Source organism: Gordonia polyisoprenivorans (genome assembly GCF_017654315.1).
Lineage (GTDB): Bacteria > Actinomycetota > Actinomycetes > Mycobacteriales > Mycobacteriaceae > Gordonia > Gordonia polyisoprenivorans_A.
In genome coordinates, this window is sequence record NZ_CP072203.1 from 1,534,772 (window position 1) to 1,551,879 (window position 17,108).

The 17,108-nt window shown below is 67.7% G+C and carries 17 protein-coding genes; 10 read left to right on the plus strand and 7 right to left on the minus strand.

The genetic code is table 11. The annotated features are described in order from the left end of the window. Window positions 1–235 precede the first annotated feature (235 nt). Both J6U32_RS06970 and J6U32_RS06975 read right to left on the minus strand, forming a co-directional pair. Window positions 236–2,080: an amino acid ABC transporter ATP-binding/permease protein gene (locus J6U32_RS06970; protein WP_208794199.1), complete on the minus strand. Its 1,845-nt coding sequence runs from the start codon at window positions 2,078–2,080 to the stop codon at window positions 236–238. Further along, window positions 2,073–3,776 carry an ABC transporter ATP-binding protein/permease gene (locus J6U32_RS06975; RefSeq protein WP_208794201.1) on the minus strand — a complete coding sequence of 568 codons (1,704 nt, stop codon included), beginning with the start codon at window positions 3,774–3,776 and terminating at the stop codon, window positions 2,073–2,075. Before J6U32_RS06975 ends, J6U32_RS06970 begins: the two co-directional genes overlap by 8 nt. Window positions 3,777–3,813: 37 nt before the next feature. Between J6U32_RS06975 and J6U32_RS06980 the strand changes: the two genes are divergently transcribed. The 3 genes from J6U32_RS06980 (at window position 3,814) to J6U32_RS06990 (ending at window position 6,728) form a co-directional block, all read left to right on the plus strand. Continuing rightward, window positions 3,814–4,890 (plus strand): FecCD family ABC transporter permease, encoded by a 1,077-nt coding sequence (locus J6U32_RS06980; RefSeq protein WP_208794203.1) that lies wholly within the window; start codon window positions 3,814–3,816, stop codon window positions 4,888–4,890. A 168-nt stretch (window positions 4,891–5,058) separates the two neighbouring features. Beyond that, window positions 5,059–5,931, plus strand: coding sequence for an ABC transporter substrate-binding protein (locus J6U32_RS06985; RefSeq protein ID WP_208794205.1), 873 nt, complete (start codon window positions 5,059–5,061; stop codon window positions 5,929–5,931). Next, window positions 5,928–6,728 carry an ABC transporter ATP-binding protein gene (locus J6U32_RS06990; RefSeq protein ID WP_208794207.1) on the plus strand — a complete coding sequence of 267 codons (801 nt, stop codon included), beginning with the start codon at window positions 5,928–5,930 and terminating at the stop codon, window positions 6,726–6,728. The genes J6U32_RS06985 and J6U32_RS06990 overlap by 4 nt, the downstream gene beginning before the upstream one ends. 10 nt (window positions 6,729–6,738) lie before the next feature. On the opposite strand, the gene J6U32_RS06995 is transcribed toward J6U32_RS06990, so the two are convergent. The 4 genes from J6U32_RS06995 to J6U32_RS07010 form a co-directional block, all read right to left on the minus strand. Next, window positions 6,739–7,788: a 2,3-butanediol dehydrogenase gene (locus J6U32_RS06995; RefSeq protein ID WP_208794209.1), complete on the minus strand. Its 1,050-nt coding sequence runs from the start codon at window positions 7,786–7,788 to the stop codon at window positions 6,739–6,741. A 48-nt stretch (window positions 7,789–7,836) separates the two neighbouring features. Beyond that, complete coding sequence (locus J6U32_RS07000) at window positions 7,837–8,310, minus strand: flavin reductase family protein (RefSeq protein WP_208794210.1); 474 nt, start codon at window positions 8,308–8,310, stop codon at window positions 7,837–7,839. A 134-nt stretch (window positions 8,311–8,444) separates the two neighbouring features. Next, window positions 8,445–9,290, minus strand: coding sequence for an SDR family oxidoreductase (locus tag J6U32_RS07005; protein ID WP_208794212.1), 846 nt, complete (start codon window positions 9,288–9,290; stop codon window positions 8,445–8,447). Between the two features lie 197 nt (window positions 9,291–9,487). Next, the gene (locus J6U32_RS07010) at window positions 9,488–10,360 is read right to left on the minus strand and encodes a TetR family transcriptional regulator (RefSeq protein WP_208794214.1); all 873 of its coding nucleotides are present in this window, start codon (window positions 10,358–10,360) and stop codon (window positions 9,488–9,490) included. Between the two features lie 82 nt (window positions 10,361–10,442). Here J6U32_RS07010 and J6U32_RS07015 point away from each other — a divergent pair, with 82 nt between their 5' ends. Both J6U32_RS07015 and J6U32_RS07020 read left to right on the plus strand, forming a co-directional pair. Further along, complete coding sequence (locus J6U32_RS07015; protein ID WP_208794216.1) at window positions 10,443–11,249, plus strand: tyrosine-protein phosphatase; 807 nt, start codon at window positions 10,443–10,445, stop codon at window positions 11,247–11,249. A 22-nt stretch (window positions 11,250–11,271) separates the two neighbouring features. Further along, the gene (locus J6U32_RS07020) at window positions 11,272–12,786 is read left to right on the plus strand and encodes a DUF1266 domain-containing protein (RefSeq protein ID WP_208794217.1); all 1,515 of its coding nucleotides are present in this window, start codon (window positions 11,272–11,274) and stop codon (window positions 12,784–12,786) included. A 27-nt stretch (window positions 12,787–12,813) separates the two neighbouring features. On the opposite strand, the gene J6U32_RS07025 is transcribed toward J6U32_RS07020, so the two are convergent. Then, on the minus strand, window positions 12,814–13,299 hold the full coding sequence (locus J6U32_RS07025; RefSeq protein WP_208794219.1) for a PaaI family thioesterase: 486 nt from the start codon (window positions 13,297–13,299) through the stop codon (window positions 12,814–12,816). A 42-nt stretch (window positions 13,300–13,341) separates the two neighbouring features. Between J6U32_RS07025 and J6U32_RS07030 the strand changes: the two genes are divergently transcribed. From J6U32_RS07030 to ppk2, 5 genes are all read left to right on the plus strand, one after another. Continuing rightward, on the plus strand, window positions 13,342–13,947 hold the full coding sequence (locus J6U32_RS07030) for a TetR/AcrR family transcriptional regulator (RefSeq protein WP_208794221.1): 606 nt from the start codon (window positions 13,342–13,344) through the stop codon (window positions 13,945–13,947). Window positions 13,948–14,077: 130 nt separating this feature from the next. Beyond that, a complete protein-coding gene (locus tag J6U32_RS07035) occupies window positions 14,078–14,755 on the plus strand; it encodes a DUF4166 domain-containing protein (RefSeq protein ID WP_208794223.1) in 678 nt (225 codons plus the stop codon). Window positions 14,756–14,831: 76 nt separating this feature from the next. Beyond that, complete coding sequence (locus J6U32_RS07040) at window positions 14,832–15,272, plus strand: SRPBCC family protein (RefSeq protein ID WP_014358903.1); 441 nt, start codon at window positions 14,832–14,834, stop codon at window positions 15,270–15,272. Window positions 15,273–15,502: 230 nt separating this feature from the next. Then, entirely contained in the window at window positions 15,503–16,015 is a 513-nt protein-coding gene (locus J6U32_RS07045) for a DUF6764 family protein (RefSeq protein ID WP_208794224.1), read from the plus strand. 120 nt (window positions 16,016–16,135) lie between these two features. Next, window positions 16,136–17,083 (plus strand): polyphosphate kinase 2, encoded by a 948-nt coding sequence (ppk2, locus tag J6U32_RS07050; protein ID WP_208794227.1) that lies wholly within the window; start codon window positions 16,136–16,138, stop codon window positions 17,081–17,083. Window positions 17,084–17,108: the final 25 nt, after the last annotated feature.

The window sequence follows — 17,108 nt, forward strand, 5'->3', positions numbered from 1 at the left end:
GGACGAGAGGCGCTGCCCCGGAACGTGTCCCGGGGCAGCGCCGACACCAGCTCCTCCGGGATCACTCCCAGGAGAAGGCGGTTGCCACGTGACCGTGATGATTGGAATTGGGTGCGAGCACCGCCTCCTCGGCACGTTCTTCTTCGACAGCGACGATCGTGATCTCCGACATGGATTCACCTCCTTTCGACCAACTCGTAGCGGACAACAACTCGCCGGTGGGCTCGACCGGATCTCACCGCGACCACTCGGCCGGGTCGCCATCATCGGCGGTGCCGATCAGCTTGCGATAGGCCGGTGAGGTCTCGACCAGCTGGTCGTGGTGTCCGGTGGCCAGGATTCGCCCGGCGTCGAGCAGGGCGACACGGTCGCAGGCGCGCATCACCGCGACGCGATGCGACACGATGATCGTGGTGCGATCCCGGCGAGCGTTGCGCAGGGCCGTGAGGAACTCGTCTTCGGTGTCCGGATCCAGCCCCGCGGTCGGCTCGTCGAGGACCAGGACATCGGGCTCGCGCAGCAGCCCGCGGGCCAGACCCAGCCGTTGGCGTTCACCGCCGGACCATGTTGCGCCGCGCTCGGAGATCATCGTGTCGAGACCGTCCGGCAGCCCCCGGACGTGATCGGCGAGCCGGGCGTTCTCGAGCGCATTCCAGATGTCGGGGTCCGAGGCCTCGGGACACAGGAGGTTGTCGCGGACATCGGCGTGAAAGATGTGCGCGTGCTGACCGACGAGAATCACGTGTTGCCGTGTTTGCTCCGGTGTGCGGGTGGCCACATCGACACCACCGATGAGGATTCGACCGGATTCCTCGGCGATGAGGCGGGCCAGTGCCAGTGCGATCGTGGATTTGCCTGCGCCACTGGGGCCCACGATGGCGAGGGTCTCACCGTCGGCGACGGTGAGATCGAGCAGGTGCACCGCCGGATCGGATGCCTCGGGATAGCGGACGGTGAGCGCGGAGATCTCCACCGACGCCGAGGTGGTCTCGGGATCTCCGGCGGCCGTCCGAGTCGCTGTCGGGCGGACACCGGCGGTGGTGATCAGACGGTGGACCCGAGACGCCGCGGCCGAGGACTCGCCGAGCTTGCCCAGCGCACCGGTGATGGCCATGGCGGGCGAGACCCCGGCGCCGGCGAAGGTGACCAGGACCGGCACAATGGCCGGGTCCAGCTCTCCGGCACCGACGGCGCGCACCGATAACACCAACGCGGCCAACACGATGGCGACTGTTGTCGCCTCGATCAGGCCCTGTTCGATGCCACCGCGGACCGCCAGCGCGCGCCTGGCCCGCTGGATGCGTCTGGTTCCCTCGGCCGCCTCCGCGGCGACGACGTCGAGCCGGCCGAGCAGTACCGACTCGCGGGCGCTGGTGCGCGCGGCCAATGCATCCGCCGACATCTGCGAGATCGAGTTGCGCAGTGCGTGGCCCTGTTTCACGGCTGTGGGCAACAGCAGCAGCGGTATCGCGACGACGATCACCTGCGCCAGCGGCAGCAGTAGACCCACGGGCCCGAGCCACACCACGGCGCCTATCGAGACGGTGGCGCCTGCGGCGGCTCCGGCGACCACCTGTGCTGCGGTGTGCGCGTAGAACCATTCGAGGCTCTCCGCATCGGTCATCGCCGCGGAGATGGTGTCACCGGATGTGCGCCGCGCGAGTCCGAGCGGGGCGAGTCGGGCAATGGCCCGATGGACCCGAAGGCGGATGGTGTCGATCACGCGATAGGCGAGGACGTGTGCAAACCACTGCTCGGTCCACGAGGCGATTCCGATCCCGACGACGGTGGCGATGAGTCCGGTGAGCATCACCGGCACCGAACCGTCCCGGGAGACGAGCGCCGACGCCGTCGCCACCGACAGCAGCGATGAGCAGATGCCGAGCACCAGCACCGTCCACACGATCGCCACCACACCGACGAACAACCGGGTCTGGTCTCGCATTTGGGCGGACAAGGCCACGATCGGGGCGATCACACCGCCGAGGGTGGTACCGGAGGAGTCGTCGGAATCAGCTGCGGTAAGGGGTTTTCCGGGGACCAGCGGGGTCTCTGGCGCCGGGATGCGGGGGTCAGTCATGGGCTTCCTGCCTGCCGGCGACGACTACCTGGCTGTCTGCGACGATTCGGCCCCGATCGACCGTCACGACGCGATCGGCCGCGTCGGCCACCGCGCTTCGGTGGGTGATGGCGATGATCGGTAGATCGGGATGGTTCGAGCGCAACGCCGCCAGCACGGATCGCTCGGACTCCGGATCGAGTGCGGAGGTGGCCTCGTCGAGGATCAGCAGATCACGATCCTGCACGAGGGCGCGCGCGATCGCCACCCGTTGACGCTGCCCGCCCGAGACCAGCGAACCGTTCTCGCCGACGGGCGTATCCAGGGTGAAACCGTCGTTGTCACAGCCGATTCCGACAGTCTCGGCAGCGCGGACGATGACGTCGTCGTCGGCCCCTGCCGGCAGGCCCAGAGCGATGTTGTCGGCCACCGTACCCGTGAACAGCACACAGTCCTGGGCCACGAGAGCGACGTGTCGGAGACGCTCGTCCTCGGTGAGCGCGCGGCCGTCCAGCAGAACGGTTCCCGAGTCGGGGGCGAGCAGGCCGCATGCCACGGCCGCCAGCGTCGACTTGCCCGACCCGGTGGCGCCGACGATCGCCGTCATCCCGGGGTGGGCCGTCAGCGTGACGTCGATGAGGGTGGGTGCGCTCGCCCGCGGATGGTGTGCGGTGACCGACACCAGGCGCAGCGGCGGCTCGTCGGCGCTCGGAACCGCTGCATCACTGAAGGATTCGGCGCGCGAGGTGGATGCGGCGGTTGCGTGGGCCGACTCCTCGTCCAACAGGTCGAGGATTCCCGGGCCCGAGAACGTCCCGAGGTAACCTGCGTGCCATTGTGATGCCAGGTCGCGGAAGGGGCGCACGAGTTCGATCGAGAGCAGAACGAGGGCGAAGACATCGAACGCGGAGAGGTGGTCGCGCCCGAGGGCAACCGTCACCAGGACCACCGCGGGTATCGCGGCGAGGGAGAAACCGGAGAGACCCGACTCGATCAACGAGATCCGAAGCTGGCGAAGTGTCCGGTGCAGCAGCGACTTCGAGGCCTCGGCGAGCTGCTGCTCGCGACGTTCGTCGGCACCGAAGGTCACCAGGGTCGTCATCCCGTGCATCGATTCGACGAACTCTGCGTGCAACTCCTGATAGGCGTCCCAGTGGTCGGACCCGCGCGCGGCCAGCGCCCGATCCCATAGGCGCGGTAGGAAAGGGAGAGTGATCGTTGCGCAGATCGCGATGACGCCGGTCATCGGGTCGATGACGATCATGGTGATTCCTGCGGCCAGCACCACCGTGACGGTCACACCGATCTGTGGCACGTAGCCCGACAGGTAAGCGTCGAGATTCTCCACCCCGTCGACGACCACGGCGTGGTCGCGTCCGCTACGGCCTGCCCCGGGATCGCCGGCGCTGCGGCGGACGAACGAACGCAGTGCGCGAGAACGGATATCGGCCTTGATCTGCCCCATCACGGCCTGCGCGATCAGCTGCCGGAGCAGCACGAGGATCGGCCGCGCGATCAGCACGAGCGCCAGCGCCACGGTGATCGGCACGAGCGAGTCGCGCGACCAACCACCGCCGGTGAGTACCCGGGCGAAGATCTGCGAGGTGAGCAATGCCTGGGCGAGCCAACTCGCGGCGATGGCCACACCGATCGCGATCAACGCAAGCAACGTCGTTCGCCGCCCCTGCCACAGCCGTAGCAGCGCGGTATGCCCCATGTCACCCAGCCTTAATGGAAACGGTTATCATTTGTGCGTGACCGTACGAGTCAAACGCCCTTTCGTCAACCGGGAGGCCCCCGCCGCGCGACGGCGATGGGGCCGGCCCGCCGCGGTGCTCACCGTGTTGGCCGTGGGCACCCCGGTGCTCGCGGTGCTCATGGTCGGTGTCGGTCAGGTGACCCTCGGACCCGGTGCGGTCCTCGACGCCCTGACCCGTACGGGTGGCACCACCCCGACCTCGGCGGCGGCAACGGTGTTGTGGGAGTTGCGCTTACCGCGAGTGATCGTCGGCCTCTGCGTCGGCGGCGTGCTCGGCGCGACGGGCTGTGCGCTGCAGGCGATCGTCCGTAACGACCTCGCCGATCCGTACCTGCTCGGCGTCTCCTCAGGTGCGTCGCTGGGGGCGGCGCTGGTGATCGCCACGGGATTCGGCGCGGCTGTCGGGGTGGCCGGCGCGACAACCGGGGCGTTTCTCGGGGCGGTCGTCGCGCTGATGCTGGTGGTGGGCCTGCTCGGCGGAGCCCGGGCGCTGAGCAGTTCGCGACTGGTACTGGCAGGTCTGACCGTCGGCTACTTCGCGGCCGCGGTGACCAACCTGGTCGTCGTCCTCTCCGACAACCGAGATGCGGTGCGCGCGGTGACGTTCTGGATGCTCGGCTCCCTCGGCAAGTCCTCATGGCAGCAGGTACCGGTACTCGTCGCCGTGAGTGTGCTGGTGGTGGCCGTCCTCGCGCTCTGGGGCAGGCGTCTGGACGCCGTGGGGCTCGGTGACGACGTCGCCCGCAGCATCGGTGTCGATGCCCAACGGTTGCGACTGCGCGTTGCGGTGCTGTCCGCGTTGGCGATCGCCGCCGCGGTCGCGGTCAGCGGCGCCATCGGATTCGTCGGTCTGGTCGTTCCGCATCTGGCCCGGCACCTCGTCGGCGCCACTCACCGATTACTCATCCCGACCAGCGCGCTCATCGGCGCGTCGGTCCTCATCGCTGCCGATGCCCTTGCCCGAACCGCGCTGGCGCCCAGAGAGATCCCGCTGGGTGTCCTGACCGCGCTGATCGGGACCCCACTGTTGATGTATCTGCTCCACCGGCGACGGCGCTCCGAATCGCACTGAGCCGCAATTACTCCCGCGAAAGAAAAGGAAGAAACTGTGTTACGAGATCTCTGGTCGTCTCGACGTGCTCCGGTCGTCGGTGGCGTGGCGGTGCTCGCCGTGATCCTGCTCGGCTGTTCGGATGGCTCCGGTGGAGCCGCTGATTCATCAGCGGCACAAGGGTATCCGGTGACGTTGGCCGATTGCGGCAAAGATGTCACGGTGGCGAAAGCGCCCGAACGGGTACTCACCGTCGGAACCGCAGCGGTGGAGATCCTCGACGCTGCCGGGGCCTCACAGAAGATCATCGCGCGCACCGGGGAATTCGGCGCGCCGCTACCCGCCTCGCTCACCCACCGGCCGGACGACTCCCTGATCGTCGATCCCTCTGACCCGACGACCGAGAACATCATCGTCGCCAACCCCGACCTGGTCTTCGGCTACGGACTGTTCAACGCCGACCCCGCTCAGATTCGGAAGTCGGGGATCACGATGCTGACGGTACAGGGCGAGTGCGGACACGACGCATCCACCGATGCCGCACCGACGGTCGACCTGGGCACCATCGGCGCCGACGTCCGGCGCCTGGGCACCGTGTTCGGGACGTCGGCGACCGCGGATGCTGCGGCGAGCGCACTCGACAAGCGGATCGCCGCCGCCCGACGAGCGCCGACCGGGCACACCGCTGCGTGGGTCTACTACTTCTCTTCCGAGGACCCATTGTCGGCGTACGGCGGGTCGGGGCTGCCGAATGCCATGCTGAACAGTGCCGGACTGCAGAATGCCTACGCCGATCAGCACGAGACCTACGCCACGATCTCCACCGAGAGCCTGATCCGGCGCCAACCCGAGTGGATCGTGGTCAAGTACGGGGGTTACGGCGAGAGCGAGGCCGACGCCCGAGCGAAATTCCTCGCGGAACCGGGGGTGAGCACGCTCGAAGCGGTACGCGCCGGGCGGATCGTGATGCTGCCCGCCGACTCGTCCAATCCGTCACCGTCGGCGGTCGACAGTTTCGAGAAGCTGGTGGCGGCCACCGCTGCCACCGTGCCGTCGCGGTGAGCATTGCCGACGCCGCCGCGCAGCCGGGAGCCGGTTCGGCTGCAGCGGTGGAGGTGTCGGACGTCAGCGTCGAACACCGTGGGGTCATCGCGGTGCGAGAGGTCTCGCTACGCGTCGATGACGGTGAGAAGGTCGCACTCGTCGGCCCGAACGGCTCGGGCAAGACGAGTCTGTTACGTGTGCTCGCCGGGATAGCACGACCCACGCGCGGCGTATGCCGACTGCGTGGCCGACCGATGCGGGCCCACTCGGACTCCGAGCGGGCCCGCATGGTCGCATCGGTCGGCCAGGACGAGTACAGCGAACTGCCGTTCACGGCCCGGGACGTGTTGTTGCTTGGGCGATCTGCCGGCATGTCCGACTGGCGGCCGTACCGGGGTGAGGATCACCGCGCCATCGAGGAACTCGCCCGCCTGTGGGAGGTGGACGGACTACTCGACAGAACCCTGCACGAGATGTCCGGCGGCGAGCGACGACGCGTCCTGCTGGCCCGGGCCTTCGCGCAGCGCGCCGACATCGTCGTGCTCGATGAACCCACCAATCACCTCGATCTACGTCACCAACACGACATCCTGGCCCGGGTCGCGGACTCACCACTCACGGCGGTGGTGGCGTTGCACGACCTGAATCTGGCTGCGGTGTACTGCGACCGCGTCGTCGTGATGGATCGGGGCACGATCGTCGGCGACGGACCGCCCGGCGACGTGTTGACCGCCCGACTCGTGCGAGAGGTCTACGGGGTCAACGCACGTCGCGAGGACACCGACGGACGGGTGCGGCTGCTCATCGGCCGGTGACCCCGTGACCTCAGGCGGGGGTCGGTTCGATGAGGACCTTCATCTTCTTCCCGGCGTGCAGCGCGTCGAAGCCCTCGGCGACGACGTCGTCGATCGGCACGGTGGTGACCCAGCCGGTGGTGTCGTAATGCCCGGCCGCCATGAGTTCGATGACCGCGTCGAAATCGGCGGACGTGTAGCCCAGCGAGCCCTGCATGCGGGACTCGCCGAACAGCAGGCTGAGCAACGGGGTCTCGATCGGCTTCTCGTAGACGGCGACACAGATGAAGGGCGAACGTGCTGCCAGACATGCCAATCCGGTCGCCACGGTCGCGGTGACACCTGTGGCGTCGAACACCGCGTCGGCGCCACGGCCATCGGTGTCCTTGGCGATCACCGCGACGACGTCGTCGGTGGTCGGATCGAGTACGCGCGCACCGAGAGCGGCGATGGCCTCGCGACGCGGCGCCGACGGTTCCACGACGGTGACGTCGGTGAGCCCCAGACCTCGAAGGGCATACCACAGCCCGATGCCGATGGGCCCTGCACCGAAGACGACGGCGTGATCGCCCGGTCCGACCTCACCGAGGCAGGCGGCGTGATAGGCCACCGACATCGGCTCGACCAGTGCACCGAGTTCCAGCGGCAGATCCGCGGGCAGCTTGTGCAGCATGCGAGTGGGTACCACGGTGTACTCGGCCATCCCGCCGTCGGCCATCAACCCGTGGAAGCCGATCTGGGCGCAGGTGTTGTAATGCCCGCTCGTGCAGCGGTCGCACGTGCCGCAGGAGTAGATGGGCTCCACCGCGACCCGGTCGCCGACGTCGAATCCCTGGACATCCAAACCGATTTCGGTGATGGTGCCGGAGAACTCGTGACCGAGGATCAGCGGTGCCTGCTGCCCGGTCAGCGGGTGCGGTTCGGTGGGGATGTTGAGGGGGCCTGCATAGTATTCGTGGAGATCCGACCCGCAGATCCCGTTGAAGCCCACCTTGATCTTGACCTGGTCGGCCGAGGGTGTCGGTTCGTCGGCATCGACGATCTCGACGTGTTGTTGTCCGTAGAACATTGCTGCGCGCATGATGTTTTCCTGCGATTCGGTTTCTCTGGAGTGGGGGGTTGCGAAGGGTCACGCACAGTTGAGCTGTGCGAACTCGCCGCGATGAAAGATCAACGGCGCCACCGAACTGTCGGCGGCGAGTTCGGAGACCCGGCCGTGGACGACGACGTGGTCGCCGCCGTCGCCGATCGACGCGACCTCGGCCTCGATCCAGGCGCAGGCGCCGTCGATACGCGGTGCCCCGTTGTGGCCGGGCGCCCACGTGACGCCGGCGAACTTGTCACCGCCGGACCGGGCGAAGCCGAGTGCGAGATCGGCCTGATCGTGGCCGAGGACGTTCACACAGAAACGTCCGGCAGCCTCGATCCGCGGCCAGGTCGTCGACGTCCGGGCGGGCAGGATCAGCACCATCGGCGGGTCGAGCGACAGTGACGAGAACGACTGGCAGCAGAACCCGGTGGGGCCCTGCGGTGTCATCGCGGTCACGACGGTCACCCCGGTGGGGAAGTGCCCCAGCACATGTCGGAAATCCTCGAGGCTCATCGGGCCACCTCGCCGACCGGTGCGTCGATGATGTCGCGACGGATCTCGCGTTTGAGGACACCGCCGACGCTGGCGATCATCCTAGCCCGGGCCACGCCCTGGTGAGACCGGATTCGCCGATCTCACCGCAACCCTTATCGGCGGGTCGTCCAGAAATCGAGCTCCAGCTCGTCGTCACTGTCGACGGTGCGGTACTTCGCGAAGTCGGTGACCCCGTTGGCGGAGAGCACCTCGTCGTCGATATAGCACTGGCCGGTGGCCGCGGCCGGGTCCTTCGACAGGATCGCGTAGGCGGCATCGGACATGATCTCGGTGCTGCGGCTGCGGGCGATCAGTTTCTCGCTCAGGATGTTCCGCACGGCAGCGGTGCTGATGGTGGTGCGCGGCCACAGGCAGTTCGACGCGACGCCGTCGGCAGCGAGTTCCCGTGACAGGCCCAGGGCGACGATCGTCATGGAGAACTTCGACACGGTGTAGGCGGTGCCGATCTCGTCGAACCAGTGCGGCTCCAGGGAGATCGGCGGCGACAGGGTCAGCACATGGGCGTGGTCGGACTTGCGCAGATAGGGGATTGCGCTGCGGGACAAGGAGAATGCTCCGCGCGCGTTGATGTCCTGCATGAGGTCGTAACGCTTCATGTCGATCTCGGCGGTCGCGGTGAGGTTGAGCGCGCTCGCGTTGTTGATGACGATGTCGATTCCGCCGAAGCGTTCGGCGGTCGCGGCGACGGCGTCGGCGACCTGCTGGTCGTCACGGATGTCGCCGACGATCGGCAGCGCCTGTCCGCCGGCCTCTTCGATGGCCTGCGCCGCGGTGTAGATGGTGCCGGGGAGTTTCGGATGCGGCTCGGCGGTCTTGGCCAACAGGGTGATGTTGGCGCCCGCCCGGGCCAGCCGAACCGCGATGGCCTCACCGATTCCGCGGCTGCCGCCGGAGATGATGGCGGTGCGTCCTTGCAGCGTCTTCTCGGATGCGGTCACGGGTGGGTCCTCTCGGTGGGAGTGCTCGTCGCCCGGCGAAAACTGAGCGATCGATCGGTCTCGATAAGGGTGCCTGCTGGGCTTCTGCGTGTCAATACCGTGATCAGACAAAGGAACCGTCGATCGTCAAGGGTGTACCGGGAGCACATTTCGGCCCGCAATGTTCGGCTTTTCCGAACATTGCGGAGATGTTCGGACTACGACGGGCGTGAACCGACGAGATTGAGGGCGTACCGCGTGTAGAGCGCGGCGATCCGCTCGGGGGTGTCGGGGCCGTCGGGGTCGTACCAGTCGGCGACACCGATGCAGAGTCCGACGACCGCGCGGGAGGCGTCGCGAGGGCGCGGGGCTCCGAACCGGCCCTGCGCGGCGGCGCGATCGACCTCCGTGTCGAACATGCGCTGCAGCGCGACGCGCCGATCGGCGATACGGCGCCGGTTGGGCTCGAGGAGGCTGCGCATCTCGGTGGCGCCGAGGAACGACAGCCGCCGACGGTAACTGTGGTAGAGGACAAGGCTTTCCACCATGAGGGTGAAGGCGCGCACGGGATCGCCGCCCGCGTCCTCCCGTGCTCCGGCCGCGCGGTCGAGCAGTTCGTTCATCGTCTGGTCGAACAGATCGACGAGCATGCCCTGCTTGCTCTCGTGATGGTGGTACAGCGACGCCACCGACAGGCCTGCCGCGTCGGCGATGTCGCGGATGGAGCACCCGTGATATCCCTTGGCCACAATGCAACTCAGTGCCGCATCGAGGACGGGGTCGGCGACCTCGGCGCCGCCGAAATCGCGCCACGCCCGTGTGGTGCCCGCGCCGTCGTCGGTGGTCCCGGACTCGTCGAAGCCGGGCGCAGGACCGTCCTCGAGCAGTGTCGACGGGTGAATTCCCAACGCCGCGGCGATCGTCTCGAGTCGTTCGACACTGATGCCCGTCCGCTCGTTCTCGGTGGCGCTCAGGGTCGCGGGGCTGATCCCGATGCGACGGGAGAACTCGCGCAGCGATACCCCGCTCGTCATGCGGGCGCTGCGGATCCGGGCACCGGGATGACGTCCGGAGGGGGAGTGCTCGACCACGGCGTTCAGGATATCCGAACAGGAGGTGAATTCCCCGTCGCGTCCGACGACCCGGCGGGTGCCCGTTTGGGATACTCGTGCGATGACCTCCTCGCCGGGTGCTCCGAGTCCCGTCCAGACCCTCCCGAATCTGCGTGACCTCGGCGGATGGACGACCGCGGACGGTCGGACGGTGGGGTCGGGAAAGCTGTACCGGTCGACGGACTTCTCCGCCATGGCCACCGCCGACCTGCCGCACCTCGAAGAGCTGGGCCTGCGCACGATTTACGATCTGCGCTCGGCCACCGAGCGACAAGCGTTGCCCGATCCCCAACTCGACGACGTCGTCGACATCCACCTCGACGTGCTCGCCGACGCGACCCTGGCGATTCCGGCCAACATCGGGGCCTTCCTGTCGGATCCGAAGACGGTGGCGATGGCCGGCCAGGAACTGTCCGAGGGCAAGGCGCGGAACCTGATTGCGGGCACCTATCGGGAACTGGTGTCGCTGTCCAGCGCGCGCTCGTCCTACCGGTCCTTCTATCGAGGACTGCTCGGCGAGCATCGAGCGCCCGCGCTTTTTCACTGCACCACCGGAAAGGACCGGACCGGCTGGGCGGCGGCATCCTTCCTCACCCTGATGGGTGTCGCGAAAGACGATGTCTACCACGACTATCTGCTCACCAACGAGCGCCTCGTCCCCGCCCTCAAGCCGGTCTTCGACGACTTCGCCGCCGCCGGTGGCGATCCCGACCTACTGATTCCGGTACTCGGGGTGGATGCCGCCTACCTCGACGCGGCCTTCGCAGAGGTGGACACGGCCTACGGCGGGATCGAGGGATATTTCAGCCGCGGTCTCGAGATCGGTGTCGAGGACCAACGGCGGCTCCGGGAGTCCTTCCTGAACTGACCTCGCGGTAGCGTCCTGACTCATGACGACTCTGTCCGTGGGCGACGACCTCGCCGGCTACCGGATCGTGCGGAGGTTGGGGCCCGGTGCCCTCGGTGAGCGGTATCTGGCCGACCATCCGCGGCTGCCCCGACGCGATGTCCTGACGGTGCCGCACCCCGGGGCCGATGACGATGCCGACGCTCGCGCACGGTTCACTCGCGCGGTCGACATCGCCTCGTCGCTGCTGCATCCGCATATCGTCCCGGTCCACGACCGCGGTGACAGTGACAGTGGCGGTGGTGGTGACAATGGCAGCGATGGGGACGGGGTCTCGTGGGTGTCGACGGCGTACGTCGACGGCAGTGATGTCGGGGCCCTCCTCGCCGAATCCGGGACGCCGCTCTCGCCGGATGCGGTCGCCGACATCGTCGCGGCAGTCTCCGACGCCCTCGATCATGCGCACGCGCACGGCCTCGCGCACACCGACCTGCGGGCCGGCGAGATCCTGCTCGACGCGCAGCGCCACCCGTACCTGACGGGCTTCGTTTTCGCCGGCCCGGCCGAAGTCGCCGACGATCAGGCGCAACTCGCCCGCACCGCGATCGACATGCTCGGGAGCACGGTCGGCCTCCAGGTCGATCACGTGACCAGCCGGGCATGCTCGGCCGACCTCGCCCAGCGGTATCCGTCGTGTCGTGACTTCGCCGCCGCGCTGCGGGCGGCGCTGGGTGGCGTCGAGGACGGTGTGGCGAGCTCGCCGACCGTCGTCACGGCGACCGCCTCACCCACGGTTGTCCCCGCGCCACCCACCATCGCGGCGCCGCCGATGCCGGTCACCGGTGGCCCGATCCGATGGAGCGGCTACCCCGGAACCGTCGAGCAGCTCCGCGGGCTGGCGTGTGGCGCATTCTTCGCCGTCAGCACGTCGCAGGATCCCGTCGACCACCTGACGATGGCCGAGAGCGATCGTTCGATCCGCAAGATCATCCGTCGGGCATGGGCGATCACCGACACCGCGTCGGCCATCGACACCACCGAACTACTGGCCCTCGGGCTGGTCACCGCCGATTACGACGCCGTCCTCGCAGGACTGACGCACATGCAGCCGGGGGCGCCGCGGTCGGCGATACGGCTCGACCCGGCTGCTGCCGACGCGATCGCCGCCGCGAGTGGTGTCGACGCCGCCCGAGCACGGACCGTCGCGCAGGCCATCGCGCTCTCGCGAACCCTGCCGCAGCAGGTGCCGGTCAGCACCGCGGCGTGGGAACTCGGGCAGGCCGTCGAACTGGTGCGGATGTGTCATCGTGCGGGACTGGTCGAGGAGATCTGGGCGTGGGCGGCGATCATCGACCTGGGCCGACGCGCGCAGCAGCGCTACGCCGACTGGACGGCGTTTGTGCTCGGCTTCGAGTGGGGTCGGGCGCTGGCCTCCGCCGAGGATGCCCGTGACCCGGCCGCCGCGGCCGACGAGTCCTGTGCCCGCACGCGTCCTGTGCTGAGCCTGCTGCTCACCGATCCGACGAGCCCCTGGACTCGGATACCGCTGCAGCAGTAGGTATTCCGACGAGCTGGGGATTCGGCACTAGCGGAACACGATGCATGTCGTCGTGCCGTGTGCGACGAGCTTTCCGTCGGCGGCGAACACCTTGCCCTCGGCGGTCGCGGTGCGCCCGCCGACGTGGATGACGGTGCCGACGCCGGTCAGCTCGTCGGCGTCGAGGGCCACCGACCGGATGTAGTTCACCTTCAGTTCGAGGGTGGTGTAGCCGACGCCGGCGGGCAGGGTGGTGTGGACCGAGCAGCCCATCACCGAGTCGAGCAAGGTGGCGCAGATGCCGCCGTGCACGGTGCCGAGCGGGTTGGCGAAGTCTGCCTTGGGGGTGACGGCGAAGTGCACCTCGCCCTCCTCGATGCGGACCGGGCGCATACCGAGCAGCCGGCCGATGCTGGGCCGATCGTCGTCGGGGGTGGATTGCCAGGCGCGCAGGAGCTCGAGCCCCGACATCGCGCTCGGGTCGGTGGAGGCGGATGTGTTCGTTGAGGTCGTCATGATTATGTATGGTTGCATAGAAGCGCCGCATTATGAAGGCCTACATAGGAGTGATGCCCGATGGGTGACGAGGCCACCGACATCGTGACGACCAAGACCCGCTCACGCGGCCCGCGTGAGCGCATGGTCGTGCACGCCGCCGATTTGATCGGTCGCGACGGTGTGGCGGCCACCTCGATCGGTGATGTCATCGCGGCCAGCTCGGCCCCGCGCGGCTCGATCTATCACCACTTCCCGGGTGGCAAGACGCAGCTGATGACCGAGGCCGTGCGCTACGCGGGTGATTTCATCGCCACCCGCATCGGAGGTCAGCATCCGGGCTCACCCGCCGAAGCCATCATCGGGATCGGCGACGTGTGGCGGCGAATGCTGGTCGCCACCGATTACCAGTTCGGCTGCCCGGTCCTCGCCGGCGGCCTCGCCCGGCGATCGGAGCCGTCCGTCGCCGACGAGGCCGACGAGATCTTCGGTAACTGGCTGCGGCTGATCGCGGCCCGGCTGGTCTCCGAGGGCGTCGCCCCCGAGCGGGCCGATTCCCTGGCCAACCTGGTCGTCGCCGCCATCGAGGGGGCCGTCGGACTGTGCCAGACGCAGCGCAGCGTGGCCCCGCTCGACCAGGTGATCGGCGAGCTCGCACGCCTCTGCGACGCCGCCGCCGCGCACTGATCGCCACCCGCCGGGCCTGCGGGGTCGTGCGGGCTCTCGACCACCTCGGGCTCCCGATGTGAACGACGACATAGTAGGTTCTTCGTTCAAACATGTCGTGGGGCACACATCTGCGGGAGGTGGTGGGGCGGTGACACCGGTGTACCGAGATGTCCTCGGCTCCGACTTCGACCGTCTGCACCCCAACATCGCGTGGCGCTACAGCATCGACTCCACCTCGAACGTCGCCCAGATCGGGACCGGCATCCTCGAGTCGGTCTACATCACCCCGGCGCTGCCGCCACCGTTCTTCTGGTACTACGGCAAACGCAACGCGCTGCCCTCGAAGACGAGCCGGATGGTGCCGTTCAGCCAGGGACATTACTGCTACACCGACGAACTGGGTCGAGAGAACCTGGCCGTACTGCGCAGCTTCGACTACACCTCGGGGACGCGCAAACTGAATTCGCTGCTCGTCGCCGGCCGCACCGGCCTCGTCGACTATTTCGGTGACGGACCCGAACTGCTCTACCCGATCGAGCCGTCGGTGACCGACGCCGGTGAACTACTGCTGGAGAGCGGCCCGATGCGCTGGCTCGGCCGCGGCCCCAAGGTCGGGATGAAGGGACTGTTCGGCGCCCAGATGAAGTACATCGAGGGATGGGACGAGGAACGTCAGCGGTTCCGGTGCGACGCCACCGTCCGCAACCCGGTGATCGGCGAGATCCTGCATTTCCGCGGCTGGTTCACCGCCACCGACATCGCCTGCGGCGTGCGCGACATCCCCGACGAGGCGTGGCCGCTGAACCTCGTCGACCGCGAGGTCTGAGGAGCCGCAGCCGGATCCGGCCTGCTCCGATGAGGTTCTCCTGCCGCGGCACCTCACCGCGCGGTACATTCTGCGCATGGCTGTCTCTGCGAGAACCGAGTTCGATGTCGCTGCACCCCCGTCGGTCGTGATGGAGGTGCTGATGGATGTGGAATCCCTGCCCGAATGGTCCGGTCCACACAAGGCGGCCGCCATCGTGTCCGAACACGACGACGGCACGCCCGATCAGGTCACCATGACCGTGTCGGCCGCGGGCGTCAACGACGATCAGACCGTCTCCTATGCGTGGACCGACAACACCTGCTCCTGGAGTCTCATCGAGTCCAAGATGCTGGCCGAGCAACAGGGCAAGTACACGGTGACGCCGTCGGGCGACGGGTCGCACGTCGAGTTCGAGCTCGAGATCGACCTCAAGGTGAAGTTGCCCGGCATGCTCGTCAAACGTGGCCAGAAGACCGCCGTGGAGACCGCCAAGAAAGGTCTCACCGCGGAGTCGGAGCGCCGCGCAAAAGCCTGATTTCGAACGTCAAAACCCAACGGGGCCCGTCGATTTCGATCGGCGGGCCCCGTTGGCGTTCGGGTGGTCACGGTCGGGCGACGAGTGTGCGGGCAATAGATGCCGTTCCGTGACCGAGTCGGCCGGGTCGGCGTCGGTGACGGGAGTACGCTGTGCTCAGTCTGACCATCTGGTCTCACTTCCGCCATCGTCAGATGGCTGTCCCAATACGGCGAGGAGGCCGATTCACGTTGCGTATTCACAGGTTTGCGACACGGGCCCTGATCGTCGCGGTGGGCGGCGCAGGAGCGATCTGGGGCCTCGGCCTCGGTGGCGGTGGTGCCCAGGCGGTCACCTGTAATGCGACGAATGGTCATGAGGTGCAACAGATTCAGGGCACCAGCGGATGCGGCGCGCGCGCCGGTGTGGGCAGCAACGCCAGCGCTCAGGAAACCGGTGGGGGTACGGCGGTGGCCGTGTCCGACCGCGGCGGCAACGCCACCGCGATCAACCAGGCGCCCGGTTCCTCGGCGCTGGCCGGGGCCACCACCAACGGCACCTCGTACTCCATCACCACCGGACCCAAGGCGCTCTCGGTCGCCCAGGCCCGCGCGGGGGGGTACTCGGTCGCCATCGGTGGCTGGGGAGGCCAGGCGTACTCGGGTCAGCCCGGCGTCGGATGCTCGGGCGGGTTCGCCGCGGCCGTCGACACCACCAGCGGCAAGGCATGCCTGAAGTACGGCTCGATCGACCTGCACAACTGATTTCACGGGTCCGACTCCTCAGGTCTGTCCGACTTCCCAGGTCCAAGGTCTCCTCGTTCACCCCTTCGACGTTCACCCCTTCGACACGCGACGTTCGTGACCGCGGCATATCGTTGATCCGTGACCGAGTTGCACGATCTGGAAACCCTGGGCCCCGACTTCAGCAAGCTCAACGGGCGCGAAGCGCTGCAGAGCCTCGTCGATCTGCACGACACCACCCAGTTCGAGGTGAACGACGACGATGACGACGATCCGGTACTGCTGACGCTGCCCGAACGCAACGTCGTCGACACCTGGCGTGAGGATTACCCGTACGAGGAGCGGATGAGTCGCCGCGAGTACGAGGTGACCAAGCGCAGGCTGCAGATCGAGCTGCTGAAGCTGCAGAAATGGTCCAAGCAGACCGGCCAGCGTCACCTGCTGGTGTTCGAGGGCCGCGACGCCGCGGGCAAGGGCGGGACGATCAAGCGGTTCAACGAGCATCTCAATCCCCGTGGCGCGCGGGTCGTCGCGCTGGAGAAGCCCTCGGAACGCGAGTCCACCGAGTGGTATTTCCAGCGGTACGTGCAGCATCTGCCCGCGGGTGGCGAGATGGTCTTCTTCGACCGCTCCTGGTACAACCGGGCCGGCGTTGAGCGGGTGATGGGTTTCTGCACCCCCGAGCAGTACGACCAGTTCATGGATCAGGTCCCCGCGTTCGAGAAGATGCTCGTCGACGACGGCATCAACCTGGTGAAGTTCTGGTTCTCGGTGAGCCCGCTCGAACAGCGCACCCGCTTCGCGATCCGGCAGATCGACCCGGTCCGGCAGTGGAAACTCTCCCCGATGGACCTCGCGTCGCTCGACAAGTGGGACGCCTACGGTGCGGCCAAGGAGGCGATGTTCACCAAGACCGACACCGACATCGCGCCCTGGACGGTGGTGAAGAGCAACGACAAGAAACGCGCGCGGATCAACGCGATGCGTCACGTGCTCAGCCTGTTCGACTACAAGGGCAAGAACGACGAGCTCGTCGGCACCCCCGACCCGCTGATCGTCGGCCGGGCCCGGGTCATCGCCGACGAGTGAGCGAGTCTCGACAGGTACCCTCGTG